16 protein-coding genes are annotated in these 16,751 nt (G+C 68.3%); 4 read left to right on the forward strand and 12 right to left on the reverse strand.

Going from position 1 to position 16,751, the window contains the following annotated elements:
* Positions 1-14: 14 nt before the first annotated feature.
* From acpS to ACX9TP_RS25770, 10 genes are all read right to left on the reverse strand, one after another.
* A complete protein-coding gene (gene acpS / locus ACX9TP_RS25725) occupies positions 15-386 on the reverse strand; it encodes a holo-ACP synthase (RefSeq protein ID WP_482973253.1) in 372 nt (123 codons plus the stop codon).
* Positions 383-2,671 (reverse strand): beta-ketoacyl synthase N-terminal-like domain-containing protein, encoded by a 2,289-nt coding sequence (locus ACX9TP_RS25730; RefSeq protein WP_482973254.1) that lies wholly within the window; start codon positions 2,669-2,671, stop codon positions 383-385. The genes acpS and ACX9TP_RS25730 overlap by 4 nt, the downstream gene beginning before the upstream one ends.
* A gap of 44 nt (positions 2,672-2,715) precedes the next feature.
* Complete coding sequence (locus ACX9TP_RS25735; protein WP_482973255.1) at positions 2,716-3,153, reverse strand: 3-hydroxyacyl-ACP dehydratase FabZ family protein; 438 nt, start codon at positions 3,151-3,153, stop codon at positions 2,716-2,718.
* Between the two features lie 12 nt (positions 3,154-3,165).
* Positions 3,166-3,897 (reverse strand): SDR family NAD(P)-dependent oxidoreductase, encoded by a 732-nt coding sequence (locus tag ACX9TP_RS25740; protein WP_482973256.1) that lies wholly within the window; start codon positions 3,895-3,897, stop codon positions 3,166-3,168.
* 3 nt (positions 3,898-3,900) lie between these two features.
* Positions 3,901-4,644, reverse strand: a complete 744-nt coding sequence (locus ACX9TP_RS25745; protein WP_482973257.1) for an SDR family NAD(P)-dependent oxidoreductase — start codon at positions 4,642-4,644, stop codon at positions 3,901-3,903.
* Positions 4,645-4,647: 3 nt separating this feature from the next.
* A complete protein-coding gene (locus ACX9TP_RS25750) occupies positions 4,648-5,001 on the reverse strand; it encodes an acyl carrier protein (protein ID WP_482973258.1) in 354 nt (117 codons plus the stop codon).
* Positions 5,002-5,073: 72 nt separating this feature from the next.
* Positions 5,074-5,742 (reverse strand): HAD family hydrolase, encoded by a 669-nt coding sequence (locus ACX9TP_RS25755; RefSeq protein WP_482973259.1) that lies wholly within the window; start codon positions 5,740-5,742, stop codon positions 5,074-5,076.
* Between the two features lie 32 nt (positions 5,743-5,774).
* Positions 5,775-7,040 (reverse strand): phthiocerol/phthiodiolone dimycocerosyl transferase family protein, encoded by a 1,266-nt coding sequence (locus ACX9TP_RS25760; RefSeq protein WP_482973260.1) that lies wholly within the window; start codon positions 7,038-7,040, stop codon positions 5,775-5,777.
* A 13-nt stretch (positions 7,041-7,053) separates the two neighbouring features.
* Positions 7,054-8,217: an FAD-dependent monooxygenase gene (locus ACX9TP_RS25765; RefSeq protein ID WP_482973261.1), complete on the reverse strand. Its 1,164-nt coding sequence runs from the start codon at positions 8,215-8,217 to the stop codon at positions 7,054-7,056.
* A gap of 123 nt (positions 8,218-8,340) precedes the next feature.
* Positions 8,341-9,090 carry an AfsA-related hotdog domain-containing protein gene (locus tag ACX9TP_RS25770; protein ID WP_482973262.1) on the reverse strand — a complete coding sequence of 250 codons (750 nt, stop codon included), beginning with the start codon at positions 9,088-9,090 and terminating at the stop codon, positions 8,341-8,343.
* A 223-nt stretch (positions 9,091-9,313) separates the two neighbouring features.
* Here ACX9TP_RS25770 and ACX9TP_RS25775 point away from each other — a divergent pair, with 223 nt between their 5' ends.
* The 3 genes from ACX9TP_RS25775 to ACX9TP_RS25785 are packed head-to-tail and all read left to right on the forward strand — an operon-like array spanning position 9,314 to position 12,074.
* Positions 9,314-10,441 carry an ABC transporter permease gene (locus ACX9TP_RS25775; protein ID WP_482973263.1) on the forward strand — a complete coding sequence of 376 codons (1,128 nt, stop codon included), beginning with the start codon at positions 9,314-9,316 and terminating at the stop codon, positions 10,439-10,441.
* Between the two features lie 13 nt (positions 10,442-10,454).
* Positions 10,455-11,126 carry an ABC transporter ATP-binding protein gene (locus ACX9TP_RS25780; RefSeq protein WP_482973264.1) on the forward strand — a complete coding sequence of 224 codons (672 nt, stop codon included), beginning with the start codon at positions 10,455-10,457 and terminating at the stop codon, positions 11,124-11,126.
* A 9-nt stretch (positions 11,127-11,135) separates the two neighbouring features.
* On the forward strand, positions 11,136-12,074 hold the full coding sequence (locus ACX9TP_RS25785; RefSeq protein WP_482973265.1) for an efflux RND transporter periplasmic adaptor subunit: 939 nt from the start codon (positions 11,136-11,138) through the stop codon (positions 12,072-12,074).
* A 19-nt stretch (positions 12,075-12,093) separates the two neighbouring features.
* Here the strand turns inward: ACX9TP_RS25785 and ACX9TP_RS25790 are convergent, their stop codons facing one another.
* Positions 12,094-12,663 carry a hypothetical protein gene (locus ACX9TP_RS25790; RefSeq protein WP_482973266.1) on the reverse strand — a complete coding sequence of 190 codons (570 nt, stop codon included), beginning with the start codon at positions 12,661-12,663 and terminating at the stop codon, positions 12,094-12,096.
* Positions 12,664-13,024: 361 nt separating this feature from the next.
* Between ACX9TP_RS25790 and ACX9TP_RS25795 the strand changes: the two genes are divergently transcribed.
* Complete coding sequence (locus ACX9TP_RS25795; protein ID WP_482973267.1) at positions 13,025-15,763, forward strand: CHAT domain-containing tetratricopeptide repeat protein; 2,739 nt, start codon at positions 13,025-13,027, stop codon at positions 15,761-15,763.
* A 97-nt stretch (positions 15,764-15,860) separates the two neighbouring features.
* Here the strand turns inward: ACX9TP_RS25795 and ACX9TP_RS25800 are convergent, their stop codons facing one another.
* Positions 15,861-16,469 carry a hypothetical protein gene (locus tag ACX9TP_RS25800; protein ID WP_482973268.1) on the reverse strand — a complete coding sequence of 203 codons (609 nt, stop codon included), beginning with the start codon at positions 16,467-16,469 and terminating at the stop codon, positions 15,861-15,863.
* Between the last annotated feature and the right edge of the window lie 282 nt (positions 16,470-16,751).

The following is a 16,751-nucleotide window of genomic DNA, read 5'->3' on the forward strand; positions in this document are numbered from 1 at the left end:
GCGCGCCCACCTCTTCAGAAGAGGAGGACGGTGGCCATCGCATAGTCTCCGTCGTGACTGATCGACACCTCACCGCGTGAGCAGCCGAGCTTCGCGAGCACCTCGCGCACATGCGGGGCGTATTCGAGCCGCGGGGGCCCCTGGGGCTCACGCGTAACCCAGACATCGCGCGGGAAGACGCCGCCGGTGATGAGCCCCGTACCCAGCGCCTTCACCATGGCCTCCTTCGCCGCGAGCCGCCCTCCGAGGGCGGCGAGGCGGTCCTTCCTGCCCTCACACTCGGCGAGCTCCACGGGGTGGAAGACGCGCCGGGCGGAGTCCTCGTCCGCGAGCAGCCGCTCCAGGCGGTGCAACGCCACCAGGTCGCATCCGACGCGCGGGCTCATGCTGTGACCTCGGGGGCCCGGCCGACAACAGCGGCGGCATGGCCTCCGTGGACCGTACGCGCCAGCACGAGCGCCCGGTGGCAGGTGGGGACACCGTCGAGCACCGGGAGCCCGGAGCCGACCAGCTCCGCGGCGAGCTGCAGGTGCAGCAGCGCGCTGACCGACGTCGCGTACCCGAAGTGCGCGTCGAAGGAGCGCACCTGCGCCCGGTCCGACATTCCCCGGGAGCGGAGCACCTCCTCGCACGCGGCCTGCTCGCCGGGGCGCCCGGGTGTCGTCACCAGCGCCAGCTCGAGCGCCTCCGCACGCACTCCCGCCATCGACAGCGCAATCTCGATTGCGTCCCCCGGGTCTCCGTTCGCGAGCCCGAAGCCGAGCAGCTCGGCGCGAATGGGCACTCCCCGCGCCCGGGCCTCTTCCAGGTCCGCCAGCAGCAGGAAGAGCGCGCCCTCCGACAGCGGGTGCTCACTCGTCCGCAGGCCCTGGGCTCGCTGAACGGTCGACACCAGCCGGGAGTGTTCGTCACCGGCGCCCACGAGGCAGTGGGGCTGGATGCCGTCGCGGACCGTCTCATAGCCGTACAGCGCGGCCACCAGCCCATCGTGCCCGCCCGTGCTCAGCGAGCTGGAGTAGCCCTTCAAGTGGAGCTTCTCGGCGAGCCGACCCGCAATCGAGTTGAGCACCATGTCCGGGAAATGGACGCTGCTCGCCTGCGTCAGGCCTCCCGCGAAGATGGGGCCGATGTACTTCTCCGCGCTCTCCAGGCTGCCATGGGCCGTGCCGAAGATGAGGCCGATGTCGTGCACGTCGCCCGTCCCGGGCAACGGGAGCCCGCCGTCCTCGAGCGCCTGGTGTGCGGCGCCAATCGCCATCTGCGCGAGGCGGTTCATGCGCCGCTCGTAGAGGTGCGGGGCGAAGTCCTTGAGCGAGAAGTCGCTCCTGCCGGAAGCCGGCGCGCCGAGCAGCCGCGCCAGCACCGCGCCGCGCGTCACGCCCGCGGGGCCCACCAGCCCGGTGCCCACCAGCGCCACCCGGCGAGCGGGCGGGGGGACGGGACGCGGGGCCCGCCCGGCCCTGGGGTTGCGCGACACCAGGGACACGTTGTGCCCACCGAAGGCGGCGTTGTTGCACAGGAACCAGTCGGGTCTCCCCGGCTGCCGCTGGTTGGCCACCAGCCGCGTGCCCTCGCACCCCTCGCGGAAGGCCTTGAAATGGAGTGTCGCCGGGAGAAGGTCCTCCTGCAGCGGCAGGAGCGTGGAGATGTACTCGACCACCGCGGCGGCTCCGAGCGTGTGACCGAAGTAGGGCTTGGTCGAGCTGAGCGGCGTGCGCGTGAAGTGCTCGCCCAGGGCGGCTCTCAGCCCGCGCAGCTCGGCGGCATCGTTGGCCCTGGTGCCGGTGCCATGCGTGTTCACGTAGCCGATCTGCTCGGGTTCCACTCCGGCCTGTCGCAGACCCAGCCCCAGGGCGAAGGCCATTCCCCTCCCCTCCGGGTCCGGCGCGGTGGGATGGTAGGCGTCATTGCTGAGGCCATAGCCGCGGAGCTCCGCGTAGACGTGCGCACCGCGCGCCCGCGCGCTCTCTTCCGTCTCGAGCACGAGAAAGCCGCCCGCCTCGCCGAGCGTCAGCCCGTGGTCGACGCTGTAGGGCGAGCACGGCTCGGGATTGAGCGCCTGCAACGCGTTGAAGCCGGCGTACACCAGCATCGACATGGCATCGGCGCCGCCCGCCAGCATCGCCCGCGCGTAGCCCTTGCGAATCAGGTCCACCGCGAGGCCCATCGCGTTGCCGCTGGCGGCACAGGCCGTGTTCAACGTGACGACGGGCCCGCCGAGCTGGAAGTGGCCCGCCACCGCCTCGGCCTGGACGTAGAACGGGAAGCGCGCCAGCCGCTGCGGGTCGAGTGCGTCCGGCTCCAACGTCCGCTGCTGCTCCAGACTGAGGAGGCCTCCATTGCACGTGCCGAGCGCGACGCCGATTCCCGCTCGCGCTCGCTCGCCGCGGGGAAGGCCGCTCTCCTCCAGGGCCTCGGTGGCCGCGGCGATTGCGAGCTGAGCGCACCGGTCGTACTGCTCGGCCTCACCCTCCTGGAAGTACCGCGAGGGCTCGAAGTCCCTGACCTCCGCGGCGATGTCCGAGCGCAACCCGGTGGCCTCGAAGGAGCGGAGCTTCTCGATACCGGAGCGGCCCTCCGCCATCCCGGCGAGGACGCGGGCCTTGCCGCTCCCGAGTCCACAGACGATTCCAATACCAGTCACCACCACTGCGTCATTACGTCGGGACATGTTCCTCCTGGGGCTCCCTTGAAGGAGTGGTGAGAGCGCCGTTGTCACGCTTGGGATGGAAGAGAGACGACGAGTCTTCCCCGGCAGACCCTCAGCTGCGTCCCCTGCAGCCGCACCTCCGCCTTCGCCGTCTGGTAGCTGCCCGCCTTGCCCTCCAGCTCCACGTGGATGAGGAGCGAGTCACCGGGGCGCGCGGGACGGTGGAAGGTGAACTCGGAGACCCGGGCGAGGTAGCCCGTCCTCGGCTCCTGGCTGCCCTCCTCGTGCTGCGCGAGCACCTGGCAGGCCTGCGCGCACATCTCGACGAGCAACACGCCGGGCACGATGGGGTCCCCCGGGAAGTGGCCCTGGAGATAGGGCTCACCATAGGAAACGTTCTTCAGACAGGTGATGCGCCCCGCCTGGAGCTCCAACACCCTATCGATGAACAGGAAGGGAGGAGCCTGCCGGAGGAGCAGGTGCGGCGCGGGAGGCGTCGGCATGGTTCGACCTCGTCAGAGGGTTGTCTCGATACCGAACCCCACCTGGAGGTTCTGGCCACCGATGTGAGAGCAGGGAGAGGCGATGAGCAGGTCGAGCGCGGTCAGCAGTTCCTCCATCGCCACCAGCGGGGGCCTGAGTCCGTAGATGGAGAGCCGCTCGCGCCGGGCCTTCTTCTCGCCGGGCGCGAAGCCGGGGTCGTGGTAGCCGAGCGTCAGCGCATTCACCTGCAAGCGGAAGGCTGTCAGCTCACGCGACAGGCACTTCATCATCGACAGCTTCGCGTGATCCAACACGGGTGAGGTCGGGTAGCCCGCGTAGTGGAGATTGTCGAAGACGAGCGGGAACACGATGCTCCCGCCCCCCGTACGGAGCAGGTGGGGGATGGCCGAGCGGGTCGTGACGAAGATTCGCTGGAGCTCCCGGGTGACGCGCTCGCGCAGGCCGAGCGGCGCCGCCTCCAGGAGCCCGGGCTCGTCAATCATCTCGTGTCCATGAACCAGGGCATCCAGGCCGCCGAGACTGCCCACACACTCCTCGAACCGGGCCTGGATGGACTCGGTGGAGGCAGAAGGCAGCACGAAGCCCTTCACGCGCTCGCCGCGCTCCGCCAGCCGCGCCAGGCCCTCTTCCCTTGCCTCGGGCGTCGGGAAGAGGAGGGCCAGGGTGTGGGCCCGGGAGAGGAGGTGGCGAGCGATGCGCTCGTTCAACGACAGATGGGCGTGGGTGACGACGATGCGTGCCATGGGTTACCTCAGGAAGCCGCCGTCCACACGCACCGCGCTGGAGGTCAGGTAGCTGGAGAGCTCGGAGGCGAGGAACACGGCCACGTTGGCGACTTCCGTGCTCGTCCCCACCCGCTGTATCGCGGTGTGCTTGACGAAGTTCTCCACCTTGTCCGCGGGGACGTGCGCCAGCATGTCGGTGTCGATCATCCCCGGCGCGATGAGGTTGAAGCGGAGTCCCCGTGGGGCGTACTGGCGCGCGAGCAGCCGCGTCAGGCCGGTGATGGCGCCCTTGGCCGTGCCGTAGTTGACCTGCGCCTCGCGCCCGATGACGCCCGTGACGGAGACGATGTTGATGACATTGCCCTGCCCCCGGGCCAGGAAGTGCGGCAGGGCCGCGTGCGTGAAGTTGAAGGTGCCGCCGAAGTTCGTGTCGAGCACCTCCTGCCACTGCGCATCGGTGAGCCGCATGGCGAAGCCGTCACGCGTGATGCCCGCGTTGTTGACCAGCACGTCGATGCGGCCGAAGGACGCCACCAGGTCGTCCACGGTGGCGGTGGCGAACCCGTCCTCGGCGACGTCGCCCTTGTAGAGCTTGAGCAGGCACCCCTGCTCCTCCAGCGCCTGGGCGACCTCGCGTGCCTTCGCGTCGCTGGAATTGTAGACCCCGGCGACGCGGGCGCCGTGCGCTGCGAAGCGCTCGGCGATGGCGCGGCCGATACCGCGTGTGATTCCGGTGATGAGGACGTGCTTGTTGTCGAGCAGCATGGCTCAGGCGCTCTTCGCGAGGGGCGGGGACGCGGAGGAGAGCAACGCCTCCGTGAAGGTCGCCAGGGAGCGCACGGAGTGGAAGCCCTGGCGGACCGCCTCCTCGGGCACGCCCTGGAAGGAGACCTTGTAGGTGCCCTCCAGCGCGGCCATGATCTCGAGCGCCTCGACCGAGTCCAGCCCGAGGCCCTGCGGGTCGAACAGGGACAGGTCCACGTCGATGTCGTCCGCACCGTCGCACTCCAGCTCGAGCCGGTTGATCAAGACGTCCTGCTTGAGGAACTGCATGAGCTCCTCGAGCCGTGAGTTGTCGTTGGCGCTCATCGCCTGCTGCTGGATGGGGTCGATCTTTTCCATGGGGGCCCTGCTGTCTGGGAAGGAATTGACGCTGCGATGGGATGGAACGAGGAGCGCGCGGATGTGACGGAGTCACGCCGCGAGGAGCTCCCAGCGCCGCTGGCGGGCGTACCCGGTGAGCTCCGGGTCCTCCCCCACCGCTACCGGATGGCCCACGGCTTCGAGCATCGGAACGTCTGAGATGTGATCTCCGTAGGCGAAGCACTCCGCGGCGCTACCGCCGCGAGTCGCCAGGAACGCTCGGATGGCGTCGGCCTTGCCCGGCCCGAGCATCTGCGGCCCCTGTATCTCTCCCGTGTAGCATCCGTCCTGGACCACCAGGCGCGTGGCCAGGCAGTGCGCCACCCCCAGCTCCCGTGCGATGGGCTCGAGGATCTCCACCATCGAGCCGGAGACGAGCACGGGCTGGAGCCCTCGGGCCCTGTGCTCCTCCAGCGCACGGAGGGTGGAGGAGATCCACAGGTCCGGCCGCCGCTGCTTCTCGTACTCGAACCACGCCGCGGCCTGCCTCCGGACGACCTCCGGCACCCTCCCCCGGAAGGTGCGGTAGTAGGCCCGGTTCATGAAGACACGGTCCTTCCGCGTCACCTGCCAGAAGGCGAACGGCACGTAGAAGAGCCCGCTCCTCACCCACCCCAATCCTCTGGGCCAGGGACCGTTCCTGCGCAGGTAGAAGTCCTGGAAGCGAACCATGCTCTTGCAGGACAGCAGGGTCCCGTCCACGTCGAAAAAGACATACACGTGTATTGCTCCTCGGGGGATTGGGCGTGCGATCAGGCGGCCATCGCCGCCTGCAACCGGGTGCATGCTTCGCGGTGGATTCTCTCGGCGGGCCCGGAGGGAATGAGGGCCTCCAGGAAGCGGGCGCACAGATTCACCTGGCCGCCGGTGGTCACCACCCCCACGATGAGCGGCGCCAGTCCCGAGACCGTCAGGTACCCCGCGCGCAGGGTCAGCGGGCCGAAGTGCTCGCCCAGGTCGAGCCGCCCCAGGTTGGTGACGGTCAGCTCGGAGCTGCTCGCCGCTCGCATGAAGGACTGAATCGCCAGCGGGTCCGGATTCTGGGCGAGGAGGCCCTGCACCCGGAGGAGGTTGTTGAAGACTCCCTCTCCCTCCGTGGCGGCGTGGAGCTGGTCCCTCACACCACGGGCCAGCTCCCAGAAGTCGCTCCGGGCCCGAAGCGGGTGGAAGGTGAGCTGGCGGCTGAAGTAGGCGGCGAAGGCCTCGCCTCCAGGAGGGCTCAGGCGGTCGCGCAGGTTCACCGGAGACATGTTCGCCAGCAGGATGTCTTCCGAGGCGTCCAGCTCCGTGGCCAGCGCCAGGAGGTACGCGGCGGAGAGCGCCCCGTGGACACTGGTCCGCTGCCTCCGGCTCACCTCGAGCAGCCGCGCCGAGTCCTCCGCGGAGAGCCGGGCCTGCAACAGGCGGTTCTTCCTTCCCTCGGAAGGCGGCGGGAGACGCGTCCCCTGGAGGCTTCGCAGCTCCGGCCGGGGAGGCCCGGAGAGCGGAGGCGGGGGTGGACCGGGTGGAGGCGCACGGGTTCCGGCGGGCACCAGCTCCTCGCACGCGGCGGGCTCCGGCAGGAGCTGCCCACGGCCCGGCTGCTCGAGCTCGCGCAGGAGGTCTCGCAGCAGGAAGGCCGCCGACATGCCATCACCGATGCAGTGGTCGAAGCAGAGCAGCAGCTCGTGCTCCTTTCCCCCCGAGAGCAGCACGGCCCGCAGGAGGGGGCCCCGGGCCTGGTCGAAGGGACGGGTGAGCTCCGCCTCGGCTTCCTGGAGCCAGTCCTCGTCGCCTCGCCGCTGGACCACCCGCAGCGGAATGGCGGGGACGTCGCCCGAGAGGAACCGGGGCTGCCCCTCGACGACCTGAATCCTCGCCGCCAGGAGGGGGTGACGCCGCTGCACGAAGTCCAGGGCCTCACGCAGTCGCGGGATTGCCACGGGACCGGTGATGGACCCGCAGTAGATGACATTGATGGGGACTCTCTGGGATTGAAGCCAGAGGATGAGCTCCGAAGCACCCAGTGCCCGGTTCATGGTTCAATTCCTTTCAAGCAGCGAGAGCCGCCGTGTCCGCCAGGTTGAAGTAGGTGATTCGCTCCATCTTCTTCGCCCCGCCCGGCAGCCATTGCCGCAGGCGCATCAAGTTGCGCCGCAGCAACACGCCCGGAGCGCTGTGAATCGTGAGCATGCGCTCGTGCTGCGCCTGGAAGCGCTGTGACAGCCTCACGTGCTCCTGCCGCTCCGCCTCGAAGCCCCGGAGCGCGCTGCGAGGCACCCCCTTCCCCGGGTGCTCCCTCAGGTATCGCGCCACGGTCAGCGAGAGCGCCCTGGCATCCATGAGCGCCAGGTTGGTGCCCTGCCCCTGGGCCGGAGACATGGTGTGGGCCGCGTCACCGATGAGCACCAGCCCGTCGCGCGACCACTGGGGCATCCGGGTGAGGAAGATCTCCAGGAAGGAGGTGTCCGCCCAGCTCTTCACATACTGGTCGATGTGGCCGGCCAGTCGGGGCTCCAGCTCCACCACCGACTGCTTGAAGCACTCGATGCCCTGTTGCCGCAGCAGGGTGAGGCTGCCCTTGGGGATGTTGGTGCCCACTTGGAGGTGGTCGGGAAACGAGGGCGCGAAGGCCAGGTGCCGAGACCCATGGAGGTAGAAGCGCAGGGCGGGCTCCCAGTCCTCGGGCAGGCGCATCTTGAACCAGACGAAGTCTCGCGGGAGCGGCACCTTCTCGAACGGCAACCCCGACAGCTGGCGCACCACCGAGAAGCGCCCGTCCGCGCCGACCACCAGCGAGGCACGCAGCTCATGCCGCTCTCCTCCCCGGCGCCAGACCACGCCGCGCACCTCGCCGCCCTCTTCCAGCAACTCGATGACCTGGGCGCCCATCTGGCACTCGAAATGGGGGTGCCGCCGGGCCTCGTCGACGAGTGTCTCCAGCACGACCTGCTGGGGAAGGTTGATGGGGTACCTGTGCTGGCGGCGGCCGCGCCGGAAGTCCACCTGGAGCACCCGCCGCCCCTCATCGAAGAACTCCAGCTTCTGGAACTCCAGATAGCCGTGAGCCCGAAGCCGGGGCAGGACGCCAACCTCGTCCAGACACTGCACGGCGCCGGCGATCAGCGTCTCGCCCCGGAACTCTCGCCGGTAGGAGGTGGACCGCTCGAGCAGGGTCACCCGGAGGCCCTCCTGGGCGAGGCGCAGCGCGAGCATCGCTCCGGCGGGCCCTCCTCCCACGATGCAGACATCCACTCTGGATTCGTCGAGGCTGGCCGGCATGCTGGCTCCTTGTTCACCCTTGCCACTCAGGGCGGTTCGTTGAAGGGAGGAAGGCGGTCAGCGGGGATGTGACGACACCCGTCCTGGAGACGAGAGCTTCATGAGCAGCTCCCGCGCCTTCGCCGCCTCGAACGGCTTGAGCAGGGAGGCGTCGTACGTGGCGAACTTCGCGGTGCCCTCCAGGACGCGCTCACCGCCCTGGGACATGGAGAGGCAGACCTCGTTCGAGGACAGGCGGCGCCGGCCCTTCCAGAGGATTCGACACTCGATGTCCGTCTTCACCGGAAAGGCGAACAGGAGATAGGAGATCGCGAGCTGGTTGATCACGAACGAGGCGGTGCGCCCTGACTGGCGCGGGAGGAAGTACTGCTCCATCACCGCCAGGCCCATCTGGCGGGCCGCCTCCAACATCACCATCCCCTGGAGGTGTTGGCCCGTGGTGTGGTCGCTCATCTCCGCGCACCGGTCGTCCACCACCAGGCTGGCCCTGTAGAGGCTGTCGCTCACCTGCTCCGGCGTGGAGATCATCACGTTGTGCGCCACCTGCTTGTGGATGAGGCGGGGATCGGCTGGCTCGGGGAGCGGCTGGAGGTGGAGCCGAGACCGCGACCTCGGCTGCGCTACGAGCTGCTGGATACGCCGCAGCCGCTCGCGCTGGAGGCCCTGCCCCGCGACGAGGGTCAGCTCCTCCTGGAGTCCTTCGCCTTCGAGCAGGCGCTCGAGCTCGGTGAGGGTGATGACGTCCGGGTTCTCGCGGGCGAAGCCCGAGAACCCGTCGCCGACGAGATGGAGGACTCGAGAGTGCACGGCTGTCCCTTCGATGTGGAGTTGCAGTGGGACGGAGGCGGCACTCCGGACGTGTGAGCCTCATTGCCAGCAGGAGGGCTCTCGCGCCGGGCGTCGTGAGGCTGGCTGCTTCGTGACCGGGCGGCCTGATGGCGCCCCCCCGCGTCAGCGGCACGTCACATCTCCCCACCTCCCTTCCATCCCTAGGCGGGAGATGACGCATCAAGCCCGCGGGAGTCTGCAAATGGTGGATCTGGCCCGGAAGAACCTGCTGCATGACAAGTTGAGGTTCCTGATCACCGTGTCGGGAGTGGCGTTCTCGGTGGCACTCGTCTTCGTCCAGGTCGGGCTGTTCCTGGGACTGATGAAGAACGCCACCATCACCATCGAGCGGCTGGGCGCGGACCTCTGGGTGACCTCCAGGAACACGCCCAACGTGGACTTCGCGCACGCCTTCCCGGAGTCCCGCGTCGAGCGCGTGCGCTCCACGCCCGGAGTGGCCCGCGCCGACAACCTCATCGTGGCCTACATGAACGTCAATCTCCCCAATGGCGCGGAGGAGGGAACAATCGTCTACGCGATGGAGGACTTCGCGGCGTGGAGCTTCCCCTGGCTGGTGCTCGAAGGGCACACGGAGGACCTGCGGCGCGGCAACTATGTCTTCATCGACGAGTCGGCGGCGAAGCGCTTCGGTCCCTTTGCCGTCGGGGACCACCGCGAGTTCATGGGCAACCGGCTGAAGGTCATCGGGCGCACCACCGAGGCGCGCTCCTTCACCACCACGCCCCTGTCGTTCATGGACTACCGACTGGCCCAGCGCATCCTGCGCGCGAACATCAGCAACCAGACGATGTACATCTTGATCAAGCTGGCGCCCGGTGCGGATTCGGAGCAGGTCCGCGCCGAGCTCCAGCGGCGGCTGCCCTACAACGACGTCTACACGAGCGACGACTGGGTCACCCGCTCACGTGACTACTGGGTGATCAGCACCGGCCTGGGCTTCAACATGGGCCTGACGATCTTCCTGGGCTGCCTGGTGGGAGTCGTCGTCGTCGCGCAGACGCTCTACACGTCCACGATGGAGCACCTCAAGGAGTTCGGCACCGTCAAGGCCATCGGCGGCAGCAACGCCCATATCTACGGCATCCTGGCCAGGCAGGCCCTCATCTCCTCGGTGGTGGGCTTCGTACTCGGCGCCATTCCCTCCCTCGCCCTGCGCCCGTTGGTGGCGAGCCTGGGACTCCAGCTGGAAATCACTCCGCTGCTCATCGGTCTGACCTTCGTGGGAACGGTCGTCCTGTGCCTCGCGTCCGCGATGCTCTCCTTCCGCAAGGTGGCCACCATCGACCCGGCCCTGGTCTTCCGGGGATAGGAGCGTGAACACCATGTCCGTCCTTCAAGCGCAGAACATCATCAAGACCTTCCAGGAGGGGCGCGAGACGGTGAGCGTGCTCCGGGGCATCAGCCTCACCCTCCAGCGGGGGGAGATCGTGGTGCTGGAGGGGCCCTCCGGCTCGGGGAAGACCACGCTCCTGTCCATTCTCGGTTGCATCCTGACGCCGTCCGGCGGGGAGCTCACCGTCGCCGGGACGAAGGTCGACTCGCGGCGACCCCAGCGGCTGCCGGAGGTGCGCAAGCGCTCCATCGGGTTCGTCTTCCAGCAATACAACCTGTTCCCCGCGCTGACCGCGCTGGAGAACGTGGAGTTCGCCCTCAACATCAAGGGCGAGCGAGGGCCGAAGGCACGTCAGGAGGCGGAGCGCGTGCTCCGCGCGGTGGGGCTGGAGGACAGGATGCGCTTCCTGCCAAGAGACCTGTCGGGCGGACAGAAGCAGCGCGTGGCGCTGGCACGCGCCCTGTCAGGACATCCTCCCATCATCCTGGCCGACGAGCCGACCGCCAACCTCGATTCCGAGGTGGGAGGCCAGGTCCTGCGCATCTTCCATGACCTGGCCAAGAAGGAGGACCGAACCCTGCTCATCGTGACGCATGACCCGAAGGTCCGCTCCGTCGCGGACCGTGTCATCCGGATTGCCGATGGCCTGCTGGCCAATTGAGGAACGCATATGAAGACGTCGAGTCTGTTGAAGCGAGGACTGCTGCCGGCGGTGGGCGTGGGGGCTGTCGTGGTGTTCCTGCTGCAAACGCAGCAACCCGTCGAAGCCACCCCCGCGGCACCTCCCGTGGCAAAGGAGCAGACGGGCAGCATCCGCGCCGAGGGGCAGGTGGTGGCCTACCCCGGTGCGATGGTCACCGTCGGCACGGAGCTGGCGGGGACCATCTCCGAGCTCCGGGTGGAAGAGAAGAGCCGGGTCAAGAAGGGACAGGTGCTCGTGGTCCTCGCCACCGCCGAGCAGCGCGCCGCGCTGTCCGAGGCGCGCGCGCAGGTCGCCGAGGCACGCGCCCGGCTCCGGCACGCGGAGAGTGACCTGGAGCGGCACGAGCACCTGCGAGCGTCCGACGTGACCTCGGCACAAACGCTCGATATCGCCCGTAGGGATCGCGACGTGGAGATGGCACGCCTGGAGCTGGCCCACTCCCGGAGACGGGCGCTGGAGAGCGTCGTGGCCAAGGCGAGCATCCTGGCCCCCATCGACGGGGTGGTCATCTCCCGGATGGCGCAGCCAGGAGAGACTGTCGCCGAGGGCACGCAGCTGCTGACCATCGCGGACCTCTCCCGGGTCCGCGTGGAGGCCGAGGTCGACGAGTTCGACGTGGGTCGGGTGGAGCTGGGCTCCCCGGTGGAGGTCTCCGCGGAGGGCTTCGACGACAGGTCCTGGAAAGGGAAGGTCGAGGACATTCCCGACGCGGTGGTGACTCGACGCCTCAAGCCCCAGGACCCCGGGCGCCCGGTGGACACGCGGGTGCTGCTGGTCAAGGTGGCGCTGGACGAGCCCACCCCACTCAAGCTGAACCAGCGGGTGGAGCTCACCTTCCAGCGGTCGGACATGGCCTCGATGACGGGGCAGGCGCGGGCGGAGTCACCCAGCGCCCAGACGCCATGAGGACCTCCCTGCGCGCGGGCTACCAGCAGCTCGAGCGCGCGGGGAGCTGCGCGTAGAAGTTGCTGCCGTAGTTGCTGTCCCACTCGCCGTTGGCCGTCGCAGCCACTTCGATGTCCCAGACATTCTGGTGGTAGAGCTCGTTCCACCCATACAGGAACACGTGGCTCTCCGTGGCAGTGGGCCACGAGCATACCCACTGGCCGTAGTTGCTCGCACTGCAGCCCGGCGCGTTCGTGTAGTTGGTGCACATGAAGCAGGCGCGGGGCCCCGCGTTCAGGAGGATGTACGCGTCGTTGTTCGTGCCCGAGAGCGCCGGCAGCACGGCGTATTGGCCGTTGAGCTTGACGAAGATGCTGATCTGGTTGTCCGGGTACCTGCCGCGCAGATACCCCCGGTAGGCGACCGTCAGCGTGGCGTAGCGGCCCGGGAGCTTCGTCGTGTGGCGGATGACCTCGAAGGGCCCCGTCGTCTGCGTGTCGTAGACATTGCAGACGACGTAGTCCGGCGGGTAGTTGGAGGCCTCGCCACGAACGGCGGGCAACAGCAGCGTCAGCGTGAGCGCGGCAGCGAGCGTATTCAGGAGCTTCATGGGGTGGGTCCTTGCATCGGGTTCCCGGCGGAGGCTGGGAAGCGCGGCGAGCCCCGGGTGTGCCCCCCCGCGCTGTGGGCTGCATCCGGTGTATCACGCGCTTCTGCCGAGCAGGAAGGCGCCCCGCGCCGTCCCGTCGACTTCGGCCTGCGCAGGCTCGGGTTCCGAGTCGCCACCGACGAATGGGCCACGCCGAGCGGAGGTGAGACGAAAACGGTCGGCGCGGTGAGTCAACTCCACTTGCGCCAGGTGCTGACGTGTACCGCAAAGGGAAGTTTCTGCATGTTTTCCCGAGTCGCCGACTCTTGGGGGAGATGGCGTTGAACGTTCAATGGCTGCTGTTTGGGTCCAAGGGGAAGACATGCGGCAGGTTCTCGGGTGGATGGCCGTGGTGGCGCTGTGCTTTGCAGCCAGAGCGGCGTCCGGGGAGCAGCAACCGGATGCGTGGCTGCTGGAGGCGCAGACGGCCTATGCCGAGGCGGTAACGCGCTACGAAGCGGGCAAGTACGCCGAGGCTGTAATGCAGGGCGAACATGCGCTGACGCTGGTGGAGGCTGTGCTCGAAGGCACGCATCCAGGAGTCGACCAGTGTCTGGACCTGATCGGTGAGTTGCACCGGCTCTTGAACCTGCTTGGTGAGTTACACCGGCTTCAGGGAAACTTTGACCGAGCCGAGCTACTGCTTCAACGCGGACTCGCCATTCGGGAAGCGGCTCTCGGCATGAACCACCCAGACGTCGCCGAGTCGCTCAACAACCTCGCCACCCTCTATTGGGACCAGGGGTCGTACGGCCGGGCGGGGCCACTCCACGAGCGCGCCCTCGCCATTCGGGAAGCAGCCCTTGGAAAGAACCACCCTAGCGTCGCCGAGTCGCTCCACAACCTCGCCGGCCTCTACATGGAGCAAGGGTTGTACGGCCGGGCCGAGCCGCTCTACGTGCGCGCCCTCTCCATTCAGGACTCGGCGCTTGGAAAGCACCACCCCGACCTCGCCGCTCTGCTCAACAATCTCGCCGTCCTCTACATGGAGCAAGAGTTGTACAGCCGGGCCGAGCCGCTCTATATGCGCGCGCTCTCCATAGCGGAAGCAGCCGTTGGCAAGAACCATCCCAGTGTCGCCGAGCCGCTCAACAACCTTGCCTACCTCTACGTCGCGCAGGGAACGTACGGCCGGGCCGAGCCGCTCTACGTGCGCGCCCTCGCCATTCGGGAAGCAGCCCTTGGAAAGAACCACCCCAGCGTCGCCGAGTCGCTCCACAACCTCGCCTCACTCAGGATGGCCCAGCATCGCCTCGCCCAGGCCCTGCCGCTGTTCTCCCGCGCCTTCACCGTTTCCGAGCAACGCCTACGCCAGGAGGCGCTCGGCTTCTCCGAGGCACGATTGGCCCGCTTTCTCCGACTCCTGCGCGCCGACGAGGAGCGGATCTATTCGCTGCTGCGCGCCCACCCCGACGACGCTCGCGTCAGACGCTTGGCCCTCGCCGCCGCACTCCTCCTCAAAGGCCGTTCCGTCGAGGAGAGCGCCGATATCTCTCGGACCGTCTACCGAAGCCTGGGCGCGCAGGATAGAGATGCCTTCGAGCGACTGAGGGGGCTGCGCACCCAGCTGGCCCAACTGTCACTCCATGGCCCCGGCTCGCTCCCTTCGACAGCGTACCGGCAACGTCTCGAAGCACTCTCCGAGCAGTCCGCCACCCTCGAAGCCGACCTGGCCAGGCGCTCCGCACCGCTGCGCACGCTGACTGCACTGCCGTCTGTCGCGGAGATTATCGACCTTGTCGCTGCGGCTCTGCCCAGGGACGCTGCGTTCGTCGAGCTCATCACCTACGTGGACCGGCCGCTGGTGCTCAAGCCCGGCGCGCCCGAGTCCCACCGCCCCAGCCAACTGCGCTACCTGGCGCTGGTGCTGTTGCCTGACGCCACCATCCGCTTCCGAGATTTGGGCCCCGCCGAGTTCATCGACTCCGCCGCCTCGCGCCTGCGAGACGCGCTGGCCAACCGCGACGCCGCCTTCCAGACCTCGGCCCAAGCGCTCTACCAGCTCGCCTTCCAACCTTTGCTGCCGCTGCTGGGCACTACCCGCCGCCTCTTTCTCTCGCCGGATGGCCAGCTGGCCCTGGTTCCCTTTGCCGCCCTGCACGACGGCCACCAGTTCCTCGTGGACGGCTTCGACTTCACCTACATCCCCTCCGGAAGGAGTCTGCTGCCCCGTCCCCAGGAGAGCGACCCTCCCAACTCGGTGGTCGTCCTCGCTGACCCGGACTTCAGCGCCCCCCTCCAGGCACTCCCCGACTCCCAGAGGGAGGCCTCCGCGCTGGCCACGCGCTCGCGTCCCGGCGAGCGTTTCTTCTCCACGCTGCGCGAGTACCTGGCGGCACGAGCGTGGGCCCCAACCCCACTGCCCGGCACCCGCCAGGAGGCCGAGGCCATCCAGCGCCTGCTGCCTCAGGCCCAGCTGTTCCTGGGCGTCGAAGCCACCCGGCAGCGGCTGTTGCAGCTGCCCGCACCCAGCATCCTGCATCTGGCCACCCATGGCTTCTTCCTGGAGGACGCGTCACTGGTCCCGGCCTCCCGCGCCTTGGCCCACTTTGGTGCGCTGGGCGAGGAAGCACTGGCCCTCCCCTCCCCGGACCCGCTGCTGCGCTCGGGCCTCGTGCTGGCAGGGGCGAGCGCCCCGGCGCCCGCTGGGGCCAGTCCCGCCTCCGGGCCCGACAACGCGCTGGTAACGGCGCTGGAGCTGGCGGGCCTCGACCTGTGGGGCACCCAGTTGGTGGTGCTTTCGGCATGCGATACGGGGCGAGGCGACGTCAAGCTCGGCCAGGGCGTGTATGGGCTACGCCGGGCTTTCCTCGTGGCGGGAGCGGAGACGGTGGTGATGAGCCTATGGAAGGTGAATGACGAGACGACGCGCGCGCTGATGGAGGCCTATTACCGCCACCTTCTGGCTGGACAGGGCAGGGCCACGGCGCTGCGAGAGGCGATGCGCGAGCTGAGGCGGACCCATGCTCACCCTCACTACTGGGCGCCCTTCATCGCCATGGGCAGGGATACGCCCTTGCGCCTGCCCGCGTCCAGTCCCCATCAAGCCCACCACCGGTAGATCGCTCTCCGAAGAGAAAGGTTCCCTCTCTTGGAGGCGGAGCATCGGGGTGTACACGCGTGCCGGAGACTGCTGCGCAGGGACACGCGAGCACGGGCTACTTCGCGCCCTCCTCCAGGAAGTGCGACGCCGCGATGGACGCACCCCAGCAGCACTCGGGTTCCCTCACGTCGCCGGCCGGAAGCGTCGTGTGGAGCGGAGCACCCTCCTTCACATCCTCGAAGTAGAAGAGGTTGTTCGGAAGTATGATGAGCGCACGGTCTCCCTTGCGCGTGCGCAGGGTAAGTTTCTGGAGCCTGGGATCCGCCAGATTCGCGGCGCCCTTCGTGAAAAAGGACTCACGCAGGGGTGGCGAGCGCTGCTCCTCCGGGATGCAGCCGCCCTCCTCTGTCGACACCTCGACCTCGCGGACGCGGCATTCACTCCCCTTCGTGGACAGGTGAAACACAGCCTCCACTCGCGTGAAGTAGCAATCCGGGGTTCCGCAGTCCGCACCGTGCGCATCCGTCACCACCGACAGGCGCACCTGTCCCTTCGGTAGCGTGTCCACCATGCCCATCCGGGTGTAGCGCTGGAACAGGGGTACATGCGCACACGCGGAGGTAACGGCAGCCGCGGGCTTCGACTCCCGGGTCGGCTTCGGGTCCGCCGCTACCGCGCTGGCGCAGAGGAACAGGGAGACTGCGAGGGTGCGGTTCAGGTGCATGCGCCATGCAACAGCAAGCCTCGGGCCATCGTCAGTGCGGTTCTCCGCCCACGGCCCACGATGAAAGGCCCTGCACCACGCCGCCCTCCTGGCCGGCCGCGGGCTCGAACTGGCAGCCCCTGCGCTCCACCCCTTAGCTTCAACCTGCCTACCATCAGGCTTGGGGCGCGAACTCGCCCCAGCTGTCAGCCAAACCACTAGAGTCAGCGTGTGGCGACTCCTCCTCGATGCTTCCACTGTGGCGCTCCCTTCCTGAAGCCGCTCGCCGAAGAGCCGGTCTGC

The sequence above is a fragment of the Pyxidicoccus sp. M15 genome (assembly GCF_056858435.1).